Consider the following 24,704-nt stretch of genomic DNA (forward strand, 5'->3'; position numbering starts at 1 on the left):
TTCTTTTACTTATAAAACTCGATTGAGTTTTTGTGATAATAATATCTTTAATTGATGGTAATTCATGATTTCTTCTAAGACTTCATGATTACCATCTTTTTTTTCTTTGGTGGTTTCGCCCAAATGTTTTACACGCTTTTCTATTAAATAACAGCGTAAGCTTAAAATTGTTTCACTCACCAATTGAGCTACCGTTGCATCTTTTTTCTTTACGAATATATTATTCCGCTCCCAATCATGTAATACATACCGTTCTTCCTCCATCAGAATCCCTGAAATTTCTGCTGCTAGCTCTGCATCTATCTCTTTCATAAAAGCATCTATACTATAATTTTCATCCTCATTCAGTTTTTGCACAATATCTTGAAAAAGTTTACGAAAGGTAGGATTACTTAATTCAATTTCATCTTGTTGCAGATCTAAATATAATTTCTCAAAAACCTTTATCTCATGTAATTCAGGTTCCAGTACTAAATCTCCTTTATCATTCTCTTTCAAGATATAATCTTCAAAAGATTCTTTTCGGTTTCCATACAACATCAAAATCTCAATGATCTTTTTCTCCAATTCATGCTGTACATCCACTTTACTTGCAGAAGGCTCATTTTTAACTACTTCAAACGATTTTTGTTGTTGCTTATGCTTTTTATTAGCATCTGCAAGCTCTTTTTTTCCAATTTGTGCTAAGGTGTTAAATAAAACATCTTCTGAAATATCAAGAATTCGAGAGCTTTCTTGTACGTATATTTCTTGTTTGATGCGATCTGGGATTTTTGCAATACTATTTACAATATCTCTAATCGTATCTGCTTTTTTTACCGGATCATTTTGTGTTTCCTGAAATAAGAGAGATGCCTTAAATTGAATAAAGTCTCTTGCATTATCCTTTAGGTAAGACACCAAAGACTCATGATCATTTTTCTTTGCAAAGCTATCAGGATCTTCTCCTTCCGGAAACGTACAGACCTTTACATTCATTCCCTGTTCAAGAATTAAATCTATGCCGCGTAAAGAAGCTCTTAATCCTGCTGCATCCCCATCAAATAACACAGTAATATTATTAGTAAGACGATTAATGAGTCTTATTTGCTCGGGAGTCAATGCGGTTCCGCTAGAAGATACTACGTTTTCAATTCCGGCCTGATGAAATTGAATCACATCTGTATAACCTTCTACTAAGTAGCAATTATCTTCTTTTGCAATCGCTTGTTTTGCGAAATAGATACCATACAATACCTTGCTTTTATGGTATATATCACTTTCAGGAGAATTTAAATACTTGGCTGCTTTTTTATCATTCGTTAAAATTCTACCTCCAAAGCCCAAAATACGCCCACTCATGGAGTGAATAGGAAACATTACTCGGCCTTTAAAGCGATCAAACCTTTTATCTTCTTTTACAATGGTAAGTCCGGTTTTCTCTAAATATTCTAATTGGTATCCCTTATCTAGTGCGTGATTTGTAAATACCTCCCATTGATCTGGTGAAAATCCTAATCCGAATTTATTTATAATAGCATCGTTAAAACCTCTTTCTTTAAAATAAGTGAGTCCAATAGCTTTGCCAGTTTCGGTTTCCCAGAGTACTTCTTTAAAATACTTTTGCGCAAACTCAGAAACCAAATACATACTTTCTCTTTCCCCCGCTTTTGCTTTCTCTTCATTAGTTTGCTCTGTTTCTTCTACTTCTATATTGTATTTTTTTGCCAGGTACTTAATGGCTTCCGGGTAGGTAAAATGCTCGTGCTCCATTAAAAATGCTACCACATTGCCTCCTTTACCACTGCTAAAATCTTTCCAAATCTGTTTTACAGGAGAAACCATAAAACTAGGTGAGCGCTCATCCGTAAAAGGACTCAATCCTTTAAAATTACTCCCAGATTTTTTAAGCTGCACAAAATCACCAATTACCTCCTCAAGTTGAGCAGTTTCATAAACTTTGTCTATGGTAGATTTTGCAATCAAGAAATACGTGTTTTAGAGAGGTTAAAAGTAACCAAAATATAGCATATAAGTAAAGGAGCATTAGATCTCTAATGCTCCTTTATTAAATATTAAAATATAAGCTCTTTGTCAATTAATTTAATCCATGTCAAATCGTACTCCTAATGAAATGTTTCTCTGGATAGGTTGATTGTCATCAAAAAGAGGTGATAAATCATACTTAAGATATAAACCTGTAGAACCCCAGGCTATATAGCTACTCAAACCATAGACTAAATTACTGGTATTAAAATCTCCTTTTATCTTTTCTTTAACCCTTTCACCTCCATCGTCATAGATTAACTTTTGCCGAGTACCAATATTAAAACCCGCATAGCCTCCGAGGCCTATTTTAAATTTTTTACGAATAGAATAACGCTTGTAATTTTCTCTTTTAATTACCCTTGAAGGTCCAAATTCAAAATGAACAGGCACTACCAGATTGGTGAATTTTAATTTAGACTTATCTAAGTCTAGCGGAAAATTTTCAAGTACAGTTTCACCATTTTGGTTAACAAATATGCGATTGTCTGTTGGTTTTAAATTATTTATCTGAAATGAAATTCCATAACGGAAACGTATAAAATTAGATTCTTTTAGGAGCGGGGTTCGCCATGCCCAGCCAATTTCTAGAAAACGAGAACCTCCAAACTTATAATCAGAGTCTCCAAAAGATTCGCCTTCACTAACAACATTATTAAAACCTACGGCTAACACCAATTGAGAATCTGTTCTATTATAATGCCTATTCTTACGCTTCTTTACAATATGAAAATAATAATTGTTATCATCCTCATCACTAAATTCGGCATCTGTTTCCTGTTTTAAATTTGAAATCTCTTCCTTAAGTCTAGCAGTGCGCACTTCTATATTGATAACTCGTTTTTCCGCAGCAGTTTCTTTAAGCTTTTGTGCCTCTTCTAAAGATAACTCTCCTTTATCAAATCTTTGATTAATTGCTTTTACCTCTTGCTTTAAACCTTCTCGCTCTTCTTTGGTAATTGCTTCTATTTTAGTCTCTAATGATTGAATTTTAGCCGTTTTATCCTGAGCTTGCGCCTTGAAATTTGAAAATAGCAGTGCTATTAAAACAACTACAATGGATAACTGTTTCATTTTTTGATGATTTATAAATTGATGAATATTAAATAATTAAAAGCTTACTGATTCCTTTCTGCGACTGCCGTTTTAACTTTTACCATTCCTTTTTTTAGCAATTCAAAAACTTTATCTCTAAAAGACTGGTCTAATTCTTCTTCCACATCTTGTAACAAAGCCATAGCCGCTTTAGGAGTATTACTTTTCTGCAAGGCGTTATTAATTTTAATTCGCTGCTGGGCTTTCAAAATAAGGCTATCAATAGTTTCTTCACTTATATCTCCCTGCGCCTCTTGAATACGTTTAGCCTCTAAAAAAACAGCGGCAACCGCATCTTCATTCTTATCAACTCCTTGCAATTCTAGTGTATCAGGTTGTTTTGTTTCCTTTTTGATTTCATTAGAAGTTATCCCTATATTTTTATCAATAACAGGGAGCTCTTTTTCCTGATTTAACGTTACTTTTAATTCCTGCTTCTGTACTTTAGAAGCATTTGAGTTTTCCGAGGAATAAAGTTCCTTTTCGTTTTTGATTATCGTATTCATAGATTTTTCATTCTCCTCAAAAGAATCTACTATAGGAATTTGATTTGAAGGAAGCTCCCCTTGATTTCTGTCTACCGAATAATTAACTACTGCTAAAATAATTGCTATTGAAGCGGCTGCAAACCAATAAAAATGAGTATTCCGGAATGACTTGTTTGGTGATTCTGGAAGCATTTCGTTCAGTTTTATCCATGAATCAGGAGAAGGTTTAATTTCCCTTTTTAAAAACTTATCCTGTATTTCTTTTTCAAACTTATTAGGTTCCATTTTGTAATACATTTAATTCAATGAAGCTTTTTTGAAGCTTTTTGCGTGCTTTGTATAATTGAGATTTTGAAGTACTCACGTCAATTTTCAGTATTTCGGCAATTTCCTGATGTTTAAATCCTTCTATAGCAAACATGTTAAATACTACCTTATATCCATCTGGAAGCATATCTATTAATTCCTGTAATTCATTTATAGTTAAAGAATCACTAGGCATGGTTACTGGTATGGTTACAGAGTCAAACTTGTCTATAGAAAATTCAAAATCCTTTTGTCTCCGTAAAAAAGAAATACATTCTCTAACCATTATACGGCGTATCCAACCCTCAAAACTACCTTGACTTTTATATGTATGAAGGTTTTTAAAAACCTTTGCAAAGCCTACAAGCATGCAATCTTCTGCATATTGAAGGTCTCTTATATATTGCCTGCAAGCACCTAACATTTTGGGCGCATATTTCTCGTACAAAAGCCGTTGTGCTTCACGATTTTGCTGTTTTGCCTTTTTTATTAGGTTTTCTTCGCTTTTATAAAGTTGAATCACTTTCAAACGCAACATCTTTATACCTTCTTTTATAATAGACGCAATTTACTCATAAAAGGTTGCCCGAAGTTTTACTATTTAAAGAAAAAGACTTCTTTTTAATTGATAAACAAATAGATAGGTTTTATTTTTTTCGATCAATTACATAATTAACCATCAATTCCAGCGAGGCTTTATATTCAGAATCAGGATAGGTATGTAGAAGTGAAAGCGCCTCATGCTGAAATTTTTTCATTCTTTGTTCTGCATATTCTAGGCCTCCGTGAGATTTTACGAATGCGATAACTTCCTTTACTCGTTTCTTATTTTTGTTGTGATTCTTAACAGAGTTTATCAACCAGCTTCGCTCTTTGTTACTCACATTATTAATAGTATAAATAAGTGGAAGTGTCATTTTTTGCTCCTTGATATCAATACCCGTAGGTTTACCAATAGGACCATCTGTATAATCAAAAAGATCATCTTTTATTTGAAATGCCATACCTATTAGCTCTCCAAACTGACGCATTAATTCGGTTTCTTCTTTATTTTGATTCACAGAACAGGCGCCTAAAGCGCAACAAGAGGCTATAAGAGTGGCTGTTTTTTGTCTAATAATCTCATAATAAACATCCTCTGTAATGTCAAGATTACGTGCTTTCTCAATTTGAAGTAACTCTCCTTCACTCATTTCTCGAACAGCAACTGAAATAATTTCCAATAAATCAAAATCCCCATGATCTATGGATAATAGCAATCCTTTAGACAATAAGTAATCTCCAACGAGTACTGCAATTTTGTTTTTCCAAAGTGCATTAATGGAAAAGAAACCTCTTCTTCTATTGCTATCATCCACAACATCATCATGAACCAGTGTTGCCGTATGAATTAGTTCTATAACAGAAGCACCCCTATAAGTTCTTTCGTTTACCTTTCCATCAGAGACCATTTTTGCCACTAGAAATACAAACATAGGGCGCATTTGTTTTCCTTTACGATTGACTATAAAATGGGTTATCCGATTTAGTAGTGCCACCTTTGAAGACATTGATTCGTAGAACTTTTTTTCAAAAAGTTCCATCTCATCATAGATGGGCGATTTAATCTGTGCTACTACTTTCATTTGATAATCAAAGATAAGGCATCAGAAACAGAAACACCACTTCCACCTAAAGAATAATAGTGGTAATAAAGCTTTTATGATTTATTGGCTAATTGTCCGCAGGCTGCATCTATATCTTTTCCTCTAGATCTTCTTACGGTTACGGTAATGTTATTTTTCTCAAGCATTTCCCGATACATCTCTATCGCATTATCTTCGGCTTGTTGAAATTCTCCCTCATCTATAGGGTTGTATTCTATAATATTTACTTTTGAAGGGGCAAATTTGCAGAATTTAATCAATGCATCAACATCTTCTTTTCTGTCATTGATTCCTCTCCAAACCACATATTCATAAGTAATTCTACTCTTAGTATGTGCATACCAATATTCTAACGCCTCTCTTAAATCTGCCAATGGGAAATGTTCATTGAATGGCATAATTGCGGTTCTCACTTCATCTATCGCAGAATGTAATGAAACTGCTAACTTAAATCTAACCTTATCATCTGCAAGTCTTTTGATCATTTTTGGCACACCCGATGTAGAGACTGTAATACGTTTGGGTGACATTCCTAAACCTTCTGGCGCAGTTATTTTATCGATAGCTTTGATAAGATTATTGTAATTCATCAAAGGCTCCCCCATACCCATAAAAACAATATTTGTAAGTGCTTTATTATGGTACAGTCTACTTTCATTATCAATAACTACTACTTGATCATAAATTTCATCCGGATTAAGGTTGCGCATTCTTTTAAGCCTCGCTGTTGCACAAAATTTACAATCTAAACTGCAACCTACCTGACTTGAAACACAGGCTGTTGTTCTTTTACTGGTAGGGATTAATACAGATTCTACAATAAGACCGTCATGTAACTGAACTGCATTTTTAATAGTCCCATCAACACTGCGTTGCATGCGGTCTACTTTGATATGATTTATCACAAAGTTGGCTTCCAACATCTGACGGGTTTCTTTTGACAAATTGGTCATCTCATCAAAAGAATGAGCTGCTTTTTTCCATAACCATTCGTACACTTGATTGCCCCGAAAAGCTTGATCTCCATTTCGAGCAAAGAAATCGCGAAGCTGTTCTTTGGTAAGTGCCCTGATGTCTTTTTTATTGGGTTGCATGAAATTAGTGCTCTTTTTTTAAAAAATGATGGTTCAAAAAAAATCCTGCATGATGCAGGATTTGATTTTTTTAGATGATAAGCATCGCATCTCCATACGTATAAAACTTATACTTTTCTTTTACAGCCTCATCATATGCTTTTTTAATTAAGTCATGGCCTGCAAAAGCAGAAGTCATCATCAATAATGTTGATTTTGGTGTGTGGAAATTAGTAATCATTGCGTTAGCAATACTAAACTCATAGGGAGGGAAAATAAATTTATTAGTCCATCCACTAAATGTATTTAAAGTATGTTCTGAAGAAACAGAACTTTCCAGTGCACGAATTACGGTAGTTCCAACAGCACAAACTCTTCTTTTATTTGTTTTTGCGCTATTAACTATATCACATGCTTTTTCTTCTATAAACAACTCTTCACTATCCATTTTATGTTTAGAAAGATCTTCCACCTCTACAGGATTGAAAGTTCCCAAACCTACATGTAAGGTTACCTCGGCAAAATCTATACCCTTAATTTCTAATCTTTTTAGAAGGTGTTTTGAGAAATGAAGACCTGCTGTAGGAGCTGCAACTGCACCTTCATGCTTTGCATAAATTGTCTGGTAACGATCTTCGTCTTCCGGTTCTACATCTCTTTTTATATACTTTGGCAAGGGTGTTTCTCCCAATTCCTTAAGTTTCCTTCTAAATTCTTCATATGAATCATCGTATAAAAAGCGAAGTGTACGACCTCTTGAGGTAGTATTGTCTATTACCTCAGCTACCAAACTTTCATCTTCACCAAAATAAAGCTTATTTCCAATTCTTATTTTTCTTGCAGGATCTACAAGCACATCCCAGAGTCTTTGTTCTGCATTTAACTCTCTCAATAGAAAAACTTCTATTCTTGCACCCGTTTTCTCTTTATTACCATAGAGTCTAGCTGGAAATACTTTGGTATTATTTAAAACCATCACATCTCCTTCTTCAAAATAATCAATAACATCTTTAAAAAGTTTATGCTCAATGGTTCCCGTGTCTCGGTGCACCACCATAAGACGGGCTTCGTCTCTGTTTTCTGAAGGATATTCTGCTAATAATTCTTTTGGAAGCTCAAAACTAAAGTGCGATAATTTCATAGAATTTTATAGATTTTTATAAGGCTGCAAATATACGATCCTAGTATAGGCGTTGTCAAGTAATTAGGTGTTTATTTCTGATAACTTATTTTAAGATTTTAAATAATCTAATTCAAAGCCGATTTTTTCCATATCATCCCAGAAATCAGGGTACGATTTTGAAACCACCTCAGCTTCATTAATGATGATGTTTGTTTTTAACGCTAAAGGAGCAAAAGCCATTGCCATTCTGTGATCATGATAGGTGTCAATAGCAACTCCTGAAAAGATTCTTTCCGATGGTTGGAGTATGAGTTCTTTATCTGTAACCTCAATTTTTGCACCTAATTTAGATAATTCGATTTTTAAGGCCTCCAAACGATCTGTCTCCTTTATTTTTAAAGTATGTAAGCCCGTTAAATGGCATCCCTTGCCAGCACCAAAACAGCTCACAGCGATAGTCTGTGCGATATCTGGAGCTTCAGTGAGGTCTAATGACAGTACTTCTCTATTTAAATTAACCTCCTGTTTCTTAATTAATCTGATGGTATTATTTTCAAATTCTGTGGTAACTCCAAAAAACTGATAAATTTCTGCAAGAACACTATCTCCTTGCAAACTATGCTCCTTATAACTCTTTAATGTTATAGCAGCTTCTTCAGAAAGCGCTGCCAAACTATAAAAATAGGAAGCAGAACTCCAATCTGACTCTACCACCAAATCTGTTTTGCTAATAACTTCTGCTGGATATACCTTGATATGATTTTTATTAAAATCACACCGAATTCCAATCTCTTCTAAAAGTGCAATGGTCATTTTTAAATATGGAAGAGACGTTATTTCACCATCCAAATACAAATTAATTCCGTTCTCAAGACTAGCGCCAACCAGTAAGAGAGATGATATATACTGGCTGCTTACATTAGCTTTTAAAGTAACCTCTGATTTACTTAGTCTTTTCCCTTTTATTCTTAGAGGAGGATATCCTTCATTTTTTTCGTAAGTAATAGAGGCTCCTAATGAACTTAAGGCATCTACTAGTATCTTCACAGGTCTTTCCTGCATTCTTGATGAACCTGTCAACACTATTTCCCTACCTTCTTGGGTAGCGAAAAAAGAGGTTAAAAATCGCATAGCAGTTCCCGCATGATGAATATCTATAATGTCTTTTTCAGATACCAATGCTGCCTCCATTAGTTTAGAATCGTCTGAATTAGACAAATTAGAAATTTGTATTTCTGGAAAAATTGCTTTTAGTAGTAATAAACGATTACTTTCACTTTTTGAGCCTGTAATAGCAATGGTAGAATGCAGCCTTTTGTTAGGTGCTTTAAGAAGAAGTTTCAAAGCCTTTGTAATTTAAAATATCATTTAAAAAGTAAAGCTATCTCTAATATTTCATTAAAGACAGCCTTACTGTAAAACCTTCTCGCAAGGTACGGCAATTATTTTAATTTTTCATTGTTGTGATGCCTGTCGTGATCTCGTTTTGTTTTCTTGTCCATTTTCTTATCAAAAGCTTGTTGAAGATTAATCCCGGTTTGATTAGCGAGGCAAAGCACTACAAAAACCACATCTGCTAATTCTTCTCCTAAATCTTTAGATTTGTCACTTTCTTTCTCACTCTGTTCTCCATATCTACGAGCTATAATTCTGGCAACTTCTCCTACTTCTTCGGTAAGCTGCGCCATATTAGTGAGCTCATTGAAGTAGCGTACGCCATGCTCTTTTATCCAAATATCTACCGCTTCTTGTGCATTTTCTATGTTCATGAGTTATGCTTTTGAAAGAACTATTTTTTCTGCTTCTTTGTCAATAATCTGTTTGAAATATTCTTTAAGGATATCGTAATACGCCGCTGGTAAAATCGCGCTGTTGATCTCTACCGATGCTAATACCTGTACACTTATAGTATTGGATGTTATTTTATATTTAAAGATACCTAAATTATCTGGTAATTGTACAGCTGCATTTTCTGGTAATGATTCAATTTTATATCCTTCAGGTAATTGTATATTAAACATATATTTCTCCATTCTAGGATAGGTAAAGTCAACAGGATATTCACGCTTTTCTGCTTTAAATGGATTCTCAGTTTCTGCCATAAAAAGTAATGGTGAAATATATAGTTTATCACCTACTACTTCAAAAACATTTTCTGCATAAAAACCATAGGTTTCTATAATTGGTTTTGATATATCATCTGTATTTTTCACTTCATAATTAGATATTTCAATTCCGTTATATGCATTTTCAAGTCTTTCCAAGTATTGTTCTTTTACCAAAGGCTTGATGTTTTGTCGGTAATCTAAGGCGATATGTTCTGTACAAAACATGCGTATTCTTCCTTCTGCATCTCCATTTTCAGACAATTTCACACTCATATTGTAAAACTCATTAGATTTTTTGGAAGGGATCAGATTGATCACCGAGGAGCTACCATCTTCACGGATCAGGCGTCCGTTCCAGTTTAACACATGCGCTGGAAGTATGTTGGGTGAACTGTTTTTATCGGTGGCATCTAACAAGATTACCGCATTTTCTACTTCTATAGCTGCTATTACATAGTTAAATCCGTTTCTTGTAGGATATAAAGGAATACCATTAGATCTTGTGCTTACTAAGACAGGGTTTGCATTGATGCCTGCATAACGCAACATTGCCGTGAGCATTAAATTAATCTCAGCTACATTCCCAGTATTTTCTTCATAAGCTTTTTTAACACCATCGTCAGTTGTAAATCCATAATAATCATTCCAGATCATTTTAGATTTTATGTAATTAAAAATGAGGGCCGCTTTTTTTGCTTCATCTGTAGTAGTACCAATTAAGGCATCTATATCTTGTTCAAAATATCTTGTTTTATTTAACTCATTCCCAAAATCGTCTATTTGATAAATACTTTTAGTAACATCATCCCAAGTTTGTGCCATATTTTTATAAGGTTCTCCTGGCCATTGTATAGAAGATAGTTCAAAAATTATTGCTGTTCTATAGTTATCAATGTTATTGGTATATAACTCTTCTTTTAAAGAAGGGATATTCTTGGCAGATATGCTATACACATTTTCTTTTATGGTGACGTTTTCATTTGAGAAAGAAGTTTGCGAGGTAAGGTCATTCCTTCTCCTGTTTTTTGAAGTGAAATTAATGGTTAGATTTTCTAAACTTTCCTCATAGTTTATTGGAAAAAAACCTTTGCTATAGGTCTTAAAAACATAATATTCTGGAATATCAACTTTGGTATAAACCTCATCAACAGGTATAGCGTATTGAAACATAACCTCACCTACATTGCTTAAAAAAGGCGAATAGATGGTGTACGTTAGATCAATTACACTTCCTTCTTTGACACTAGGCATCGTAATAGATGTTTTATTTCTATACCTATTCATTTCTTCTTCAAAAATCCCTTCTTTTTTAAGCTTTTCATCTGTGATTTTACCATCCACAACATTAAAGGTATACCCTTTAATCCCACTTACCTTTTCTTCATCATTTGCTGAAACAATTAATGGAATTTCAAAGGTCCCCCAGCCAGTACCTTCTTTTGAATAGACCTTTAACCGCAATTCTATCTCCTTTTTTAGCACAAAACCTTTATTCTTTTGATATTCAAAGAAAATACGATTTCTTTTATATACAATAGCAGCATCTGTATCTGGTTCTAAAGCATGCGCCGTTTGAGTTAGTAATTCTTTAGGTGGTTTTCCAAATTTAAAATCATCTTGTGCCCATGATGTACCTATGATTAAAAAACACAGTATTAAAAAAGTAATCAGTTTGTTCATTTTACTTAGTCATTTTTATTAAAACAATTTTTGCATTATCGAAGCCGGCCACTTTACGTTTAAAATCTCGATATGCTTTATATTCTTCTTTTCCATAAGCACCATGCTTCTCAAGAAAACTACGCTTGTAATAAACCGTACCATCCTTGATTTCTATTATGGCCTTATAGATACCGTATTTACTCTTGGCAATTAGGTTTTCAGGTTTTGCTTCTATAATATACCCTTCTGGTAATTTGATTTCAAAAGCTGCTTCATGAAAGTAGCCTCTTTCTATTTCAAAATCTAAAGTACGATTCCGGTAGCGATTGGGAATACGGGTTTCCTTATTGAATACATTGGGTGCAAACAAAATTCGATTGCCGCTCATGGTACCGTAAGCAAGTGCCTCAATATCCAGAGTTTCTTCAAAAAGAATACGATCTTTTAAGTTTTGAAATTGTATATTAAAAACTTTTAAATTATTGATGTAATTCCAATGATTTTTATAATGTTTAACCTGATCATCTACCCCTAAACGTTCCATATAGAACCTATTATCATATTCAATTCCAGTTGCCTGTATTTCAACATTCCCTTTCAACGCTCCTTTATCATCTAGTTTTATTAGAGCTGATGTCTTTAATACATTGGTAGTATCCAAATAACGAGGTGTATGTTTAATAATACCCCCTTCAGGAGTCATTACCAATACATCACGATCATCTGTAAAATCCCCAACAAACCCAAAAGGATGTATTTGACTTGTACAATCCAGCCAGTAATCCTTCCCTTTATAAGGGATATTAAGAATTACATGATCTCCCTGACTTAAAGATGCAAAATCATCTTCCAAACTCATTTTTCTTCTACCAGATTCTACATGTGTATAATATGCAGAAACACCTACTGTTTCTAGTAGCGCTTGTGTATAATTAGTTAATCCTTTACAATCACCATACTTCACCTCGTCAACGGCTGCTGCACTTATAGGTTGATATCCACCAATACCTACTTGTACACTGATATACCGGGTATTATCTTGTACAAAATTATATACGATTTTTGCTTTTTCTATAGGATCTTCTACATTCGCTGTTAGCTGTTTTATACTATTGGCTGTTTCTGGCGCAAGCTGCTGCCTGCCTGAAAGTATTTTTTCATACATCCACTTACCATACTCTTTCCAATCTGAGGCTTGTCCTAATACACCATTTGCATTAAATTCTTTACAAGCTACCAATAGCCTTGGAACAAATTTTATTACAGACGGACTTAAATCTTCTGGTTTGATTGCTTGTATATTATGTACTTTGTAATGAATGCTATTATCAGAAGTAGTGTTCTCAATTCCATAACCTTCAAAGTTCTTTTTCTTAAAAAACAATTCAGATCCCATTAGATTATTGATTGTATAGGTAGCTTTTTCAACACTTTGATAATAATTCAATACTGGAGTCCAGGAAGGTATAAAAACCGTAACTGAGGTTTTCAATGTATACGTAAAATCTACGGTGTATGGATAACTAACTGGATTATAATCAAGGCATAATACTCTAGAATCAGAATATAAGGTGCCTCCACTAATAGCACTTTCATCACTAAAATCTTTGGACTTTATTTTTTTAATTTCATTACCCAACTGATCATAAATACGTGCTTCAATATCTATCACTTTTCTACTATCATCATAACCTACGCCAGCCTTCACCAAACGATTTCCAGATTTATTAAAAACGGTTACCACTCTTCTGTAGCTAATTTCCATATCATCTACACTTAAGATGGTCATAATCTTGGAATCTAATCTAACAACAGCATTTGCATTTTTTTTAAGATCAGCTGAGATTGTTAATGAGGAATAATCAAAATCTTGAGCACTTAGGACAACAACATTGATTATACTAAAAACAAAAACCCTTAAAAAGAAAAAGTTCATTAATATATGGTTTCACTTGAATGTAGAAATATAAAAAAGAATTTACACATACAATAATTCTTTCGACCAATGGAAGAATTATTCCCGATTTTTGGAGTCTATACTTATAGTCACCGGACCATCATTTAAAAGCCTAACTTTCATATCTGATCCAAAGATTCCAGTACTTACCTTTTTGTGAATTATTTGTTCAAAATTCTTGATAAATGCTTCATACAGTGGAATAGCGATGGACGGTTTAGCAGCACGAATATAAGAGGGTCTATTGCCCTTTTTAACAGACGCATGTAGGGTGAACTGACTTACTATTAAAGCTTCTCCATCAATATCAATTAAGGATAGATTCATAACGCCTTCCAGGTCATTAAAAATTCTAAGTCCGGCAATTTTACGTGTAAGCCATTGAATATCTTCTTGATTATCTTCTTCTTCTATTCCTAATAAAATCAAAAGACCTTGATTAATCTGAGCAACCACTTTATTTTCAACTACAACATTTGCTGTGCTTACGCGCTGAATTACTACTCTCATTTTTTTTAATTCAATCTTCTTTATAAATATCAGTCCTGTAATTTTCTTCCTCGCCTTCAATTATTTGTAAATAACTTTTGTACCTGCTCCATGCAATGGCATCATTCTCTAATGCTTTCTTCACAGCACATCCAGGTTCTTCTATATGCACGCAATTATTGAATTTACAATTGGGCTTTAACTCAAAAAATTCTGGGAAATAGTCTCCTAATTCTTCTTTTTCCATATCCACAATACCAAAGCCCTTGATACCCGGAGTATCAATAATTTTAATATCATTAGGAAGATCAAACATTTCGGCAAATGTGGTTGTATGCTGTCCTTGTTTATGTTGTTCTGAAATTTCTGAAGTTCTCAAATTTAAATCTGGACAGATATAGTTGATTAAAGTGGATTTACCAGCTCCTGAATGTCCTGCAAACATGCTTACTTTCCCTTTCATTAATTGAACTACCTGATCTACGTTTTTACCAGTCTCAGCTGATATTCCAATACAGGTGTAACCTATCTCCCGGTATAATGCCGCAAGATATTTTACTTCTAGAAGTTCATCTTCATTATAAGTATCAACCTTATTAAAGAGAAGAATAGTTTTTATGCCATAGGCCTCTGCGGTAACTAGAAACCGATCTATAAAACCAGTAAATGTGGGAGGGTTATTTAAAGTGATTATTAAAAAAACCTGATCAATATTTGCGGCAATAATATGAGTTCTTTTGGAAAGTTTTACCGATTTACGAATAATGTAATTTTTACGGTCTTTAATCCGGTGAATAATCCCTACAGTCTCGTCTCCTTTGGTCTCCAACTTAAAATCTACAAAATCTCCTACTGCAACAGGATTAGTACTTTGTATTCCTTTAATTCTAAACTTTCCTTTAATACGGCATTCGTAACTTTCACCCGTTTTAGTTTTTACAAAATACCAACTACCTGTAGACTTATATACTCTTCCAGTCATTCATTTTCTAAATAAGATTTGCAAGATAACTATATTTTAATGCAGAAGAAAAATAGGAAATTAGTAAATTGGCAATCTAAACTTAATTATACTACATTATGAAAAGATCTTTTTTACTTACTGTACTCGTTTTTTTAACATTCGTAAGTATTCATGCTCAAGGCTACGAATACAAAGTTATTACAAGCGTTGAGTCTATTGTTTCAAGTGGTCTTGGTCGTTCTCGTATTGTTTCAGCCAACGAAGAAAGAGATTATAAAGAATTTACTTCTACCAGATCTGATGAAAATGACGAAAGAAATAAATCTGATCGCGGTGATATTCGAGTAAAGAATTTTGATGAAACCAAATTATTAAACTTTTACAATATTGGTGGTATTCGATTTCAAAATATTGCTGCTAATGATGCTGTAATTACTTCAAAAATTAACACTATGATTGAAGAAGGATGGGAACTTGCTTTTGTGGTAAGTGCCGTAGAAAGTGATGGTGGAAAAGGAGACAAACAAGGTATTTTTATTACTAGGTATATTTTTAAAAGAGCTAAATAACATTTAAGTTTTAATAATCCCATAAAAAAAGGGCTTTCTCTTTATTTAGAGAAAGCCCTTTTTACTTACCATTTAGATATTATGAATTCATAATTTTTTCCTGGTGGTTAATAGATTCTTGGTGAATTGCCTTGAACATTCTCAAAACAAACTCTTCACTTAAGCCTCTACCTTCTCCTTCTAAAATCATTTTACCCAAGATCTCATTCCAACGTTTGCTTTGTAAAACGGCTACGTTTTTCTGCTTCTTTAAGTCTCCAATATCACCCGCTACTTTCATGCGTTTTCCCAAAATGTCTAATAATTGATTGTCAATTACATCTATTTGAGCTCTAAGATTAGATATTTTAGAATTGTACTCCGCTTCTTCATCTGTTTCTTTACGTATTCTTAGATCTTTCATTATTTGAACTAAGGCAGTTGGTGTTACTTGTTGCGCTGCATCACTCCATGCATCATCAGGATCGGTATGTGTCTCTATCATTAATCCATCATAATTAAGATCTAAAGCAGTTTGACAAACATCAAATATCATTTCTCTATTTCCTGTGATATGTGAAGGATCGCAAATAAGAGGAAGGTCTGGAAACTTATTTTGTAATTCAATAGGCAATTGCCATTCTGGAATATTTCTATACTTTGTCTTTTCATAGGTTGAAAAGCCTCTGTGAATGACCCCAAGGTTTTTTATATCTGATTTATATAATCGCTCTACCGCTCCTAACCATAGTGCTAAATCTGGATTAACCGGGTTCTTAATAAGCACAATTTTATCGGTTCCTTTAAGTGAATCTGCTATTTCCTGAATAATAAAAGGACTTACTGTACTTCTAGCGCCAATCCATAAAATATCTACATCATGATCTAATGCTAGTTTTACATGTGCAGGGTTTGCTACTTCTGTAGCCGTGAGCATGCCTGTTTCTTCTTTCGCTTTTTGTAACCACTTTAAACCAATTGCGCCTACCCCTTCAAACATACCGGGGCGGGTTCTTGGTTTCCAAATTCCGGCTCTTAAAACATTTGTATCACTATCTTTAAGCTCATGTGCTATTTTTAATACCTGTTCTTCCGTCTCCGCACTGCAGGGACCAGCGATAACTAAAGGGTGGCTAAGTCCAAACTGATCTAACCAGGATCTCATTTGCTTGTTATTTTCCATTTTTCCTAAATTTCTAGTTGTGTTTTATTGTAATTCCGTTTAATATTTCTTTAATTCTGTTAGTGTCTTCCATTTCCTGAAAAATTGCCTCATAGTGATCATTTTCCATTAAATTCTTAAATCTTTGTAAGTTAAGTATGTATTCCTCTAAAGTTTCAATTATATTGGTTTTGTTTTGCTTAAATATAGGTGTCCACATAGCTGGTGAGCTTTTTGCAAGTCTTACCGTACTTTCAAATCCGCTACTTGCCATGTCAAATATATCACGTTCATTTTTCTCCTTCTCAATTACGGTTTTCCCTAACATAAAAGAACTTATATGTGACAGGTGTGACATATAGGCTATGTGTTTATCATGAGAGGCAGCATCCATATATCGAATTCTCATACCCATATTCCGAAATAATTCTAATGCGATCTCTTGTAATTTGAAAGCTGTTTTCTCAACCTCACAAATAATATTGGTTTTCCCTTTAAATAAATTTTCAATTGCTGCAGATGGTCCTGAAAATTCTGTACCGCTTATAGGGTGTGCTGCTAGAAAATTTCTTCTTTTAGGATGTTTTGCTACCGCCTTACATACTAATTCTTTCGTAGAACCTACATCAAACACCAGTGTTTCATGATCCACGATGTCTAAAATTTCTGGAAGAAGCTTAATTAACTTATCTACGGGAATTGCTGCAATCACTATATCTGCTTTATCCAGCATTTCAAAGGTTGCTTTTCTATCTATAAAACCAATTTTAATAGCTTCTTCTATGTGATTTTCATTTGCATCAATTCCAAAAAGCACTGCTTCCTTGTTAGTTGCCTTTATATCTTTGGCCATAGAGCCTCCAATTAAACCTAATCCAATAACAAAAACATTCATCCTTCCCTATTTTAAAATCTACTTAATGCTTCTTTAATTTTATCTCCTGATAGGCATAATGAAAAGCGTATGTAACCTTCTCCATTAGAACCAAAGATAGTTCCTGGTGTTATAAAGACATTTTTTTCTATTAATATATCATCTATAAATTCTTCCGCTTTTTTCGCGGTTGATGGAAGCTTTGCCCACACAAACATTCCCACGCCATTTTTATCAAAAGTGCAGTCTAGTTTATCTGCTAAATTAAATATGTGTTCTCTTCTACTTTTGTAGGTTTTATTTAATGTTTCATACCAATCAGAACTGCTATTTAACGCCTGAACTGCTCCTTTTTGTATTCCGTAGAACATTCCACTATCCATATTACTTTTTACCTTTAACACAGCTTTAATATGTTCACTATCTCCTGCAAGCATTCCTACTCGCCAACCCGCCATATTAAACGTTTTACTAAGAGAATTTAACTCCATTACGTGAGATTGATTCCCAGTGGCTTTTAGAATGCTACTAGGTGAATTATTGAGCACGAAACTGTATGGATTATCATTAATAATTAGAATATGATTTCTGGCGCCAAAAGCTATGATTTCTTTTAATCTACTCAAATCTGCATTGGTGCCAGTAGGCATATGAGGATAATTTACCCACATTATTTTTACTCTTGAAAGATTGGTTGCTTCTAATTTTTTAATATCAGGATACCAATTATTCTCAGCGGTAAGGTCGTAGGTTTTTACCTTTGCGCCTACTAATTTAGTTACTGAGCTATAGGTTGGATAACCTGGATTAGGAATTAATGCCACATCACCTTCATTCAAAAAAGCCATGCTAATATGCATAATACCTTCTTTTGATCCCATTAGAGGCAGTACTTCATCATCAGGATTAAGAGTAACATCAAAATTTGTCTGATAGAAATTTGCCATCGCTTTTCTCATCTCAGGAATTCCCTGATAGCTTTGATATTGATGCGCACCTTCTTCCAATACAGCCTCTTGTATCGTTTTAATCACATTTGGAGGGGGCGGCAAATCTGGACTACCAATACCCATATTAATTATAGGTTTTCCCTGCGCTATAAGTGCACGTACTTCCCTTAATTTTTTAGAAAAATAGTACTCCTCTACCGTATTCAATCTATTTGCATATTGTATCATATACGTGCATTTTTGTATTCACCGAGTACCTTAAAATGATCTGCCATAATGTTAATAATGGATTTAGCCTTTTGAAAATCTGAGTAAGTTTTAAACGTCACATCCACAAAAAAAGAATACTTCCATGGTGTATCAATTTTAGGTAAAGATTGAATTTTGGTCAAACTAAGTTTGCAATCGCTCATTACATTTAAAACAGTAGCAAGACTTCCTCTTTTATGATCTAATTGAAATTTTAAAGAAGCTTTACTTATTTCATCTTCTGGTATGATGGAATTTCTATTCTTAACTATTACAAAACGTGTCACATTGTTCTTAATAGTTTGTATCTCTGGAGCCAGAATCTCAAGGTCGTATAATTTTGCAGCCACTGAACTTGCTATGGCTCCTAAACCGTGTATTTTATTGTTGTGTATTCTTTGCGCTGTTTCCGCAGTATCTGCATCTTCAACTAATTTAATATCAGGATAGTTTCTAAAAAACTCCTTGCATTGCAACAATGCCATTGGATGCGAGTGTACTTCCTTTAAATCTGAAATACTTTGTCCAGACATGGCCATTAAATTATGGTGAATGTTTAGGTAGAATTCTCCAATAATGTGTAAATGCCTACTATCTATTATGGCATAATTAGGTATAATGGAGCCTGCAATAGAATTTTCAATTGCCATGACTCCTATATCCGCACTTTTATCAATCAGGTTGTCTGCAAGCTTATCAAACGACATACACTCGCAGATATTTATATGTTCACCAAAATATTCTCTTGCCACTTGATGGTGAAAAGACCCCTTTATACCTTGTATTGCTACTTTACCTTCCATTTTTTACTAAAAAAAAAGCCTCGATTTACCGAGACTCTTTATATTTTTATTGATAACGTTCAATATTAAAAAAGCCTCCCCTGTCCTCTAAAGTAATAGAAGAAGAAAAAGAAACTTTTATTGAATAAAATAGTCGTTATCATCAATTAATCATATTAACACTAGGCTAAAGTAGCGTTTATTTTTAAAACTTAAAACAAAAAAATTACAAAAAAATAACTAAAACGTTATCGAAAATGAAAGAATTGAAAACTATATTCTTATTTTACCCATATATGGTTATTTTTGAAAAAAAAGGTAATGTCTATAAAGGTAAATTCAATCACAAAAAGCTACGGATCTCAGAAGGCACTTAACCAATTGTCTTTTACCGTAAAGAAAGGAGAGGTTGTAGGTCTTTTAGGGCCTAATGGTGCTGGAAAATCTACCTTAATGAAGATTTTAACTACCTACCTTAAGGCAGATGAAGGATCTGCAATGGTTGGTGGTTATGATGTGGTTACTCAAAAGAAAATGGTACAACAAAAAATAGGTTACCTTCCTGAACACAATCCCTTATATCTTGACATGTATGTAAAGGAGTATTTAGGGTTTAATGCCTCTATTTACAAAATTCCCGCTACCAGAATAGCTGAGGTAATTGAAATAACCGGGCTTTCTTCTGAATCACATAAAAAAATAGGCCAATTATCAAAAGGGTATCGCCAACGTGTTGGCCTGGCTAATGCGCTACTTCATGACCCAGGGGTATTGATTTTAGATGAACCTACTACAGGCCTAGACCCTAATCAGCTTATTGAAATGCGTGAGCTTATAAAAAACATGGGGAAAGAAAAAACGATTCTGCTTTCTACACATATTATGCAAGAGGTAGAAGCAATTTGTGAACGTGTTATTATTATTGACAAAGGAAAAATTGTAGCGGACCAAAAATTAGCTGACCTACATGAGGGACAAAAGCAAATTATTCTGGTAGAGTTTGATTATCGTGTAGAGGAAATTTTGCTTAGCAAACTCCCTGGGGTTATCTCTGTTAAAAATACTGGAGGATTTAGTTATGAATTACAATTTAAGGGATCTACGGATATGCGTCCGGCAGTTTTTGATTTTGCGCATGATAATGGACTGAAGACACTACAACTAAATCAAAAGAATAGAAATCTGGAAAGCCTCTTTACAGAGCTTACTACTCAACAGGTAAAACAGCAGACATAATTTCATCAACAATGATACGAAATTCCTTTTCTATAGCTGGATTAGTCATATTAGTTAAAATAGTAAAGACCATTTGTTGAGCTGGATAAATTCTAAAAAATGCATAACCACCAACGCCATTTCCTGTATGCCCCATATAAGGTCTTTTCTTATGGTCATAACTTACTTCCCACCCAATACCATAATAAGTGAGTTTATCACCAATTTTTTGAGACGTAAGAAATTCTGAGATAACTTCAGGCTTTAAAAAGTTAGTAACCAAATAAGCATTTCCTAATTTGCTAATATCTTCGGAAGTAGATAAAAAACCCCCTCCTGCCAGTTTAAAGAAATTATTTACCGTTTTTGCTTTTCTAAACTTTTTTCCCCTTGCCCGACTATAAAATGATACTAATTCTGGAATGTTAATACTTGTAGAATCTGGATAGGTATGATTCATTTGTAATGGTACTAACACATTTTCTTTTGTATACTTCTCAAAAGGGGTTTTGGTTATATTTTGTACTGCGGCAGAAATAAGAACCCAATCATAACTATTGTAAAAATATTTGGTACCTGGTTCAAATAACAGTTTGTCGTTTGCAAAAAGTGCGACTCCTTCTGAGATAGAAAGCGGATTATTATTTAAAAACTCATTGTCTTTATAAGTACGAATTCCAGCAAGATGTCCTCCTAATTGTCTAATCGTAAAATCATACTTCTTTTTTGGAAACTCTGGAAGATATGTATACAATGAAGTATCTAAATCTATTTTTTCTTGCTCCACCATTTTTGCCAAAACGGTTGCTGCTAATGGTTTTGATACACTTGCTACTCTAAAAACACTTGTTTTTGCATTTACAGGTATTTTTTTTTCAATATTAGCATAACCATACCCTTTTTGAAAGATAGTGTTTCCATTTTTTGAAACTGTAATTGCCAGTCCAGGTGTTTTTTTCTTTCTAATAATTCTTTTAACAACCCTATCTACCTTTTTATTACTCCCTACAAATGCTATTTGAGGAATCTCTGGATTTTCCTGAGCAAATAATGAATTCAGAAATGAGAAGAAACCAAAAAATATCATTATTAGAATTTTACGATTCATCAATCTTTATAAATTAATCTTCCCCTATAGTGTTCAATCACCTCTACTTGATCTGGTCTGGTTACAGAAATAATATTTCCAGTACTAAAAATATCACCAATCAATGAATTCGTAGTATTTAATATTATATCATTGGTTCCCCGGTGAAAAACGGCGGCATTATCAATAATGAGATTTTCGGCTTCAAATCTTCCATTCCCAGACTGAAATTCGATATCTACCTCTTCAACAGTACCTTCAATAAATGCATTAGAAAGATTATTAAATACTACTTTTAAATTTCTGCATTGAATATTTAAATAAAAATTTCCCACACTTTGCAAAGATGTATCTAAAAAATCTTCCGAGATAATGGTAAGGTTTTCAAAATTCAAGACACCTTCCGAGTGGATGTCAAATTGAGTTGAGCTTCTTATTTCGGTTAAATTAGGCACGGTTACAAAAGCCGTAGTATTCTCATAAGACCTAAAAAAGTTGCAGTTATTATTATTTGTTAGAATCAATCTTCCTTCTTCTATTTTAACCTGTATATCATTAATAAGGTTTTCCCCAGATTCTATGATTACCGTATACTCGTTGCCTTGCTTTATAATTAAGCTGATACCTTCATTTACCAATATTTTAGAAAAAGTAACTACTTCTCTCTCTTGCTGAACAGTTTTACCGACAGATTTAAAACAATTTGGAACGCTTTCATTATCGCATGAAAATAACATCCCTATAATTAAAATAAAATACACCGTTTTTTTCATTCCTAGTTTTTTTTCAAGTGTCTTTACTTTTAGTATTTGTTATAACCGAATCCCCAAACCAAATTCTACGGTTTCTGCCTTTGCACCATGTGATTTCAAGGTTAATTCACCAAAGAAACGCTTCCCAAAATACCGTTTAAGTCCAGCTCTTATATAGACTCGCCCTTCAAATTCTACGGGATAATATACATAATATCCCAATTGGGTTAAAACTGAAAAACGATTAATATATAATTCGTGACCTACAAAAACACCTACTCGTTTATAATCTTCATCTCCATTAATCCCGAAATCACCTGGAAAAGCAACTCCTCGATAGGTGATGTATTCTTTTAAGAAATTAGACAAAAATAATTCTGCACCAGCATGTATTCCACTTTTTCTGTTTAATCTTTTATCTGCATAGGCGGTAAAAACAAGAAAGCCGAACTGACCACTATCAATTACATCACTTTCGTTTATCCCTGTTCTAACCAACATATTATAATTCCAAGGTGTTCTATAATCCTTCTTTTCCAAATTATAAATGTATTCAGGCAAGTTATCTTCCAAATTATAGGTTACACCAAGATTGAATGTAATAGAATTTACGCTTGTATTTGGCGCTTCAACATTTGCATTACTATAATGTATTAAAGAAAAGCCTCCTTGTAATCCGAATCTATCCAGTATATTCTCTTTTCTGTAATTAAGCATTACATAGGTGCTACTTAACAAACGTGTTCCAAAAGCTACATTTCTAAAATTCGTTTCTCGATTGTAAGGATTGGTTGTAACTGCCAGTCCCTGAGCAATACGAAACATCAATTTTCGTTTAAGAAAATAAAAATTATAGTGCGCGTATAAACCGTAATTCTCGCCTAAAAATTCATTTTTTAAATTCTGATAGGTAAAAGAAAGTCCGTAATCTGGATAATTATATTGTTGTTCCCATTCTTCATATCCAAATGTTTTTTTACTGTAACTCAAGATCAAACCCTCTGGGTGACCTGTAATTAAATGAAGAATATCATCATTATGCCTTGCTACATTGCCATAAAAGTAATTAACATCTAGAACGCCACTGGTTTTGTTTTCTTGAGAAAAAACACAGAGGGTACATAAAAAAAAGAATAGCCGGAAAATATTTTTGCCCATAAACAGGGGCAAATGTACTATATATTTAAAAAACTTCGCTAGCGATTGCTTTTATATTTTGTGCTTTACCCATAGAGTAATAATGTAAAACAGGCACTCCACTTTTTACTAATTCTTTGCTTTGTGCAATGCACCATTCTATCCCCACCTGTCTTATTTCTTTATTATCCTTACATTTTATAACAGCATTTATTAGCTGGTCTGGAAGGTCTACACTAAAACGATGTGGAATCATATTGAGCTGTTTCTTATTTGCCAGTGGTTTTAGCCCAGGGATAATAGGAATAGTAATTCCTGCACTTCTACACTTCTTCGTAAATTCAAAAAACTTTGAATTGTCAAAAAACATTTGTGTTACTACATAAGTGGCTCCTGCCTCTTCCTTTTTCTTTAAAAAATGGATATCACTATCTAGGCTAGGCGCCTCCATATGCTTTTCTGGATAACCCGCTACTCCCACACAAAAGTCTGTAGTAGCCTTATTCAAAACATCTTCATCCAAATAAATTCCTTTATTTAGATCTACAATCTGTTTCACCAAGTCTATGGCATATGGATTCCCTTCTTTTTCAGGTTTAAAATAAGTTTCGCTCTTAACAGCATCCCCTCTTAAGGCCACTACATTGTCTATACCTAAGAAATCAAGATCTATCAAAAAATTCTCTGTATCTTCTTTTGTAAACCCTCCGCATAAAATATGTGGTACTGCATCTACCTGATATTTATTTTGAATTGCGGCACAAATACCCACAGTGCCGGGTCTTTTTCGGACTACCTTTTTTTCTAACAATCCATTTTCATGTTCTTTGTAAATATATTCTTCTCTGTGATATGTCACGTCTATAAATGGAGGTTTGAACTCCATGAGCGGATCTATACTATCAAAAATTGATTGTATGTTTTGACCTTTGAGTGGTGGAAGAATCTCAAAAGAAAATAACGTACTGTCTTTTGCATTCTCTATATGTTGGGTAACTTTCATCTTTTTTTT

The 24,704-nt window shown here is 33.6% G+C and carries 23 protein-coding genes; 2 read left to right on the plus strand and 21 right to left on the minus strand.

The genetic code is table 11. The features are described from left to right. Positions 1-9 precede the first annotated feature (9 nt). The 13 genes from dnaG to rsgA form a co-directional block, all read right to left on the minus strand. Complete coding sequence (gene dnaG / locus WBG07_RS07925) at positions 10-1,965, minus strand: DNA primase (protein WP_340200161.1); 1,956 nt, start codon at positions 1,963-1,965, stop codon at positions 10-12. A 117-nt stretch (positions 1,966-2,082) separates the two neighbouring features. Continuing rightward, complete coding sequence (locus tag WBG07_RS07930; protein WP_340200163.1) at positions 2,083-3,099, minus strand: OmpH/Skp family outer membrane protein; 1,017 nt, start codon at positions 3,097-3,099, stop codon at positions 2,083-2,085. Between the two features lie 44 nt (positions 3,100-3,143). Then, positions 3,144-3,893: a hypothetical protein gene (locus tag WBG07_RS07935; RefSeq protein WP_340200165.1), complete on the minus strand. Its 750-nt coding sequence runs from the start codon at positions 3,891-3,893 to the stop codon at positions 3,144-3,146. Further along, positions 3,883-4,443: an RNA polymerase sigma factor gene (locus WBG07_RS07940; RefSeq protein ID WP_413788821.1), complete on the minus strand. Its 561-nt coding sequence runs from the start codon at positions 4,441-4,443 to the stop codon at positions 3,883-3,885. The genes WBG07_RS07935 and WBG07_RS07940 overlap by 11 nt, the downstream gene beginning before the upstream one ends. A gap of 118 nt (positions 4,444-4,561) precedes the next feature. Next, the gene (locus WBG07_RS07945) at positions 4,562-5,539 is read right to left on the minus strand and encodes a polyprenyl synthetase family protein (RefSeq protein WP_340200169.1); all 978 of its coding nucleotides are present in this window, start codon (positions 5,537-5,539) and stop codon (positions 4,562-4,564) included. A gap of 74 nt (positions 5,540-5,613) precedes the next feature. After that, on the minus strand, positions 5,614-6,654 hold the full coding sequence (gene rlmN / locus WBG07_RS07950; RefSeq protein ID WP_340200170.1) for a dual-specificity RNA methyltransferase RlmN: 1,041 nt from the start codon (positions 6,652-6,654) through the stop codon (positions 5,614-5,616). 70 nt (positions 6,655-6,724) lie between these two features. Next, positions 6,725-7,774, minus strand: coding sequence for a tRNA preQ1(34) S-adenosylmethionine ribosyltransferase-isomerase QueA (gene queA, locus WBG07_RS07955; protein WP_340200172.1), 1,050 nt, complete (start codon positions 7,772-7,774; stop codon positions 6,725-6,727). Positions 7,775-7,864: 90 nt separating this feature from the next. Beyond that, the gene (gene aroA, locus WBG07_RS07960; protein ID WP_340200174.1) at positions 7,865-9,100 is read right to left on the minus strand and encodes a 3-phosphoshikimate 1-carboxyvinyltransferase; all 1,236 of its coding nucleotides are present in this window, start codon (positions 9,098-9,100) and stop codon (positions 7,865-7,867) included. Positions 9,101-9,198: 98 nt separating this feature from the next. Then, complete coding sequence (locus tag WBG07_RS07965; RefSeq protein WP_340200176.1) at positions 9,199-9,525, minus strand: nucleotide pyrophosphohydrolase; 327 nt, start codon at positions 9,523-9,525, stop codon at positions 9,199-9,201. 3 nt (positions 9,526-9,528) lie between these two features. Continuing rightward, the gene (locus WBG07_RS07970; RefSeq protein WP_340200177.1) at positions 9,529-11,544 is read right to left on the minus strand and encodes a transglutaminase domain-containing protein; all 2,016 of its coding nucleotides are present in this window, start codon (positions 11,542-11,544) and stop codon (positions 9,529-9,531) included. Position 11,545: 1 nt separating this feature from the next. Further along, on the minus strand, positions 11,546-13,462 hold the full coding sequence (locus WBG07_RS07975; protein ID WP_340200178.1) for a DUF3857 domain-containing protein: 1,917 nt from the start codon (positions 13,460-13,462) through the stop codon (positions 11,546-11,548). A gap of 78 nt (positions 13,463-13,540) precedes the next feature. Further along, a complete protein-coding gene (gene dtd, locus WBG07_RS07980) occupies positions 13,541-13,993 on the minus strand; it encodes a D-aminoacyl-tRNA deacylase (protein ID WP_340200180.1) in 453 nt (150 codons plus the stop codon). Between the two features lie 10 nt (positions 13,994-14,003). Continuing rightward, positions 14,004-14,954: a ribosome small subunit-dependent GTPase A gene (gene rsgA, locus WBG07_RS07985; RefSeq protein ID WP_340200181.1), complete on the minus strand. Its 951-nt coding sequence runs from the start codon at positions 14,952-14,954 to the stop codon at positions 14,004-14,006. Positions 14,955-15,052: 98 nt separating this feature from the next. Between rsgA and WBG07_RS07990 the strand changes: the two genes are divergently transcribed. Then, positions 15,053-15,505 (plus strand): hypothetical protein, encoded by a 453-nt coding sequence (locus WBG07_RS07990; RefSeq protein WP_340200182.1) that lies wholly within the window; start codon positions 15,053-15,055, stop codon positions 15,503-15,505. A 79-nt stretch (positions 15,506-15,584) separates the two neighbouring features. Here WBG07_RS07990 and WBG07_RS07995 read toward each other — a convergent pair whose 3' ends face one another. Genes WBG07_RS07995 through WBG07_RS08010 form a run of 4 tightly spaced genes read right to left on the minus strand, consistent with a single transcriptional unit; the run spans position 15,585 to position 19,522 of the window. Continuing rightward, the gene (locus tag WBG07_RS07995) at positions 15,585-16,667 is read right to left on the minus strand and encodes a chorismate mutase (RefSeq protein ID WP_340200184.1); all 1,083 of its coding nucleotides are present in this window, start codon (positions 16,665-16,667) and stop codon (positions 15,585-15,587) included. Between the two features lie 13 nt (positions 16,668-16,680). Continuing rightward, positions 16,681-17,541, minus strand: a complete 861-nt coding sequence (locus WBG07_RS08000) for a prephenate dehydrogenase (RefSeq protein WP_340200185.1) — start codon at positions 17,539-17,541, stop codon at positions 16,681-16,683. An 11-nt stretch (positions 17,542-17,552) separates the two neighbouring features. After that, complete coding sequence (locus tag WBG07_RS08005; RefSeq protein ID WP_340200186.1) at positions 17,553-18,698, minus strand: pyridoxal phosphate-dependent aminotransferase; 1,146 nt, start codon at positions 18,696-18,698, stop codon at positions 17,553-17,555. Further along, positions 18,695-19,522 carry a prephenate dehydratase gene (locus WBG07_RS08010; protein WP_340200187.1) on the minus strand — a complete coding sequence of 276 codons (828 nt, stop codon included), beginning with the start codon at positions 19,520-19,522 and terminating at the stop codon, positions 18,695-18,697. The genes WBG07_RS08005 and WBG07_RS08010 overlap by 4 nt, the downstream gene beginning before the upstream one ends. 300 nt (positions 19,523-19,822) lie before the next feature. Between WBG07_RS08010 and gldA the strand changes: the two genes are divergently transcribed. Next, positions 19,823-20,737 (plus strand): gliding motility-associated ABC transporter ATP-binding subunit GldA, encoded by a 915-nt coding sequence (gene gldA, locus WBG07_RS08015; protein ID WP_340200189.1) that lies wholly within the window; start codon positions 19,823-19,825, stop codon positions 20,735-20,737. On the opposite strand, the gene WBG07_RS08020 is transcribed toward gldA, so the two are convergent. The 4 genes from WBG07_RS08020 to metF are packed head-to-tail and all read right to left on the minus strand — an operon-like array spanning position 20,709 to position 24,695. Then, complete coding sequence (locus WBG07_RS08020) at positions 20,709-21,803, minus strand: serine hydrolase domain-containing protein (RefSeq protein WP_340200191.1); 1,095 nt, start codon at positions 21,801-21,803, stop codon at positions 20,709-20,711. The genes gldA and WBG07_RS08020 overlap by 29 nt on opposite strands. Positions 21,804-21,823: 20 nt before the next feature. Continuing rightward, entirely contained in the window at positions 21,824-22,576 is a 753-nt protein-coding gene (locus tag WBG07_RS08025; protein ID WP_340200193.1) for a head GIN domain-containing protein, read from the minus strand. Between the two features lie 39 nt (positions 22,577-22,615). Continuing rightward, positions 22,616-23,713 carry an acyloxyacyl hydrolase gene (locus WBG07_RS08030; RefSeq protein ID WP_340200195.1) on the minus strand — a complete coding sequence of 366 codons (1,098 nt, stop codon included), beginning with the start codon at positions 23,711-23,713 and terminating at the stop codon, positions 22,616-22,618. Between the two features lie 25 nt (positions 23,714-23,738). Beyond that, a complete protein-coding gene (gene metF, locus WBG07_RS08035; RefSeq protein WP_340200197.1) occupies positions 23,739-24,695 on the minus strand; it encodes a methylenetetrahydrofolate reductase [NAD(P)H] in 957 nt (318 codons plus the stop codon). Positions 24,696-24,704: the final 9 nt, after the last annotated feature.

Origin of the sequence: Ascidiimonas meishanensis, from assembly GCF_037782385.1 — a bacterium.
Lineage (GTDB): Bacteria > Bacteroidota > Bacteroidia > Flavobacteriales > Flavobacteriaceae > Ascidiimonas > Ascidiimonas meishanensis.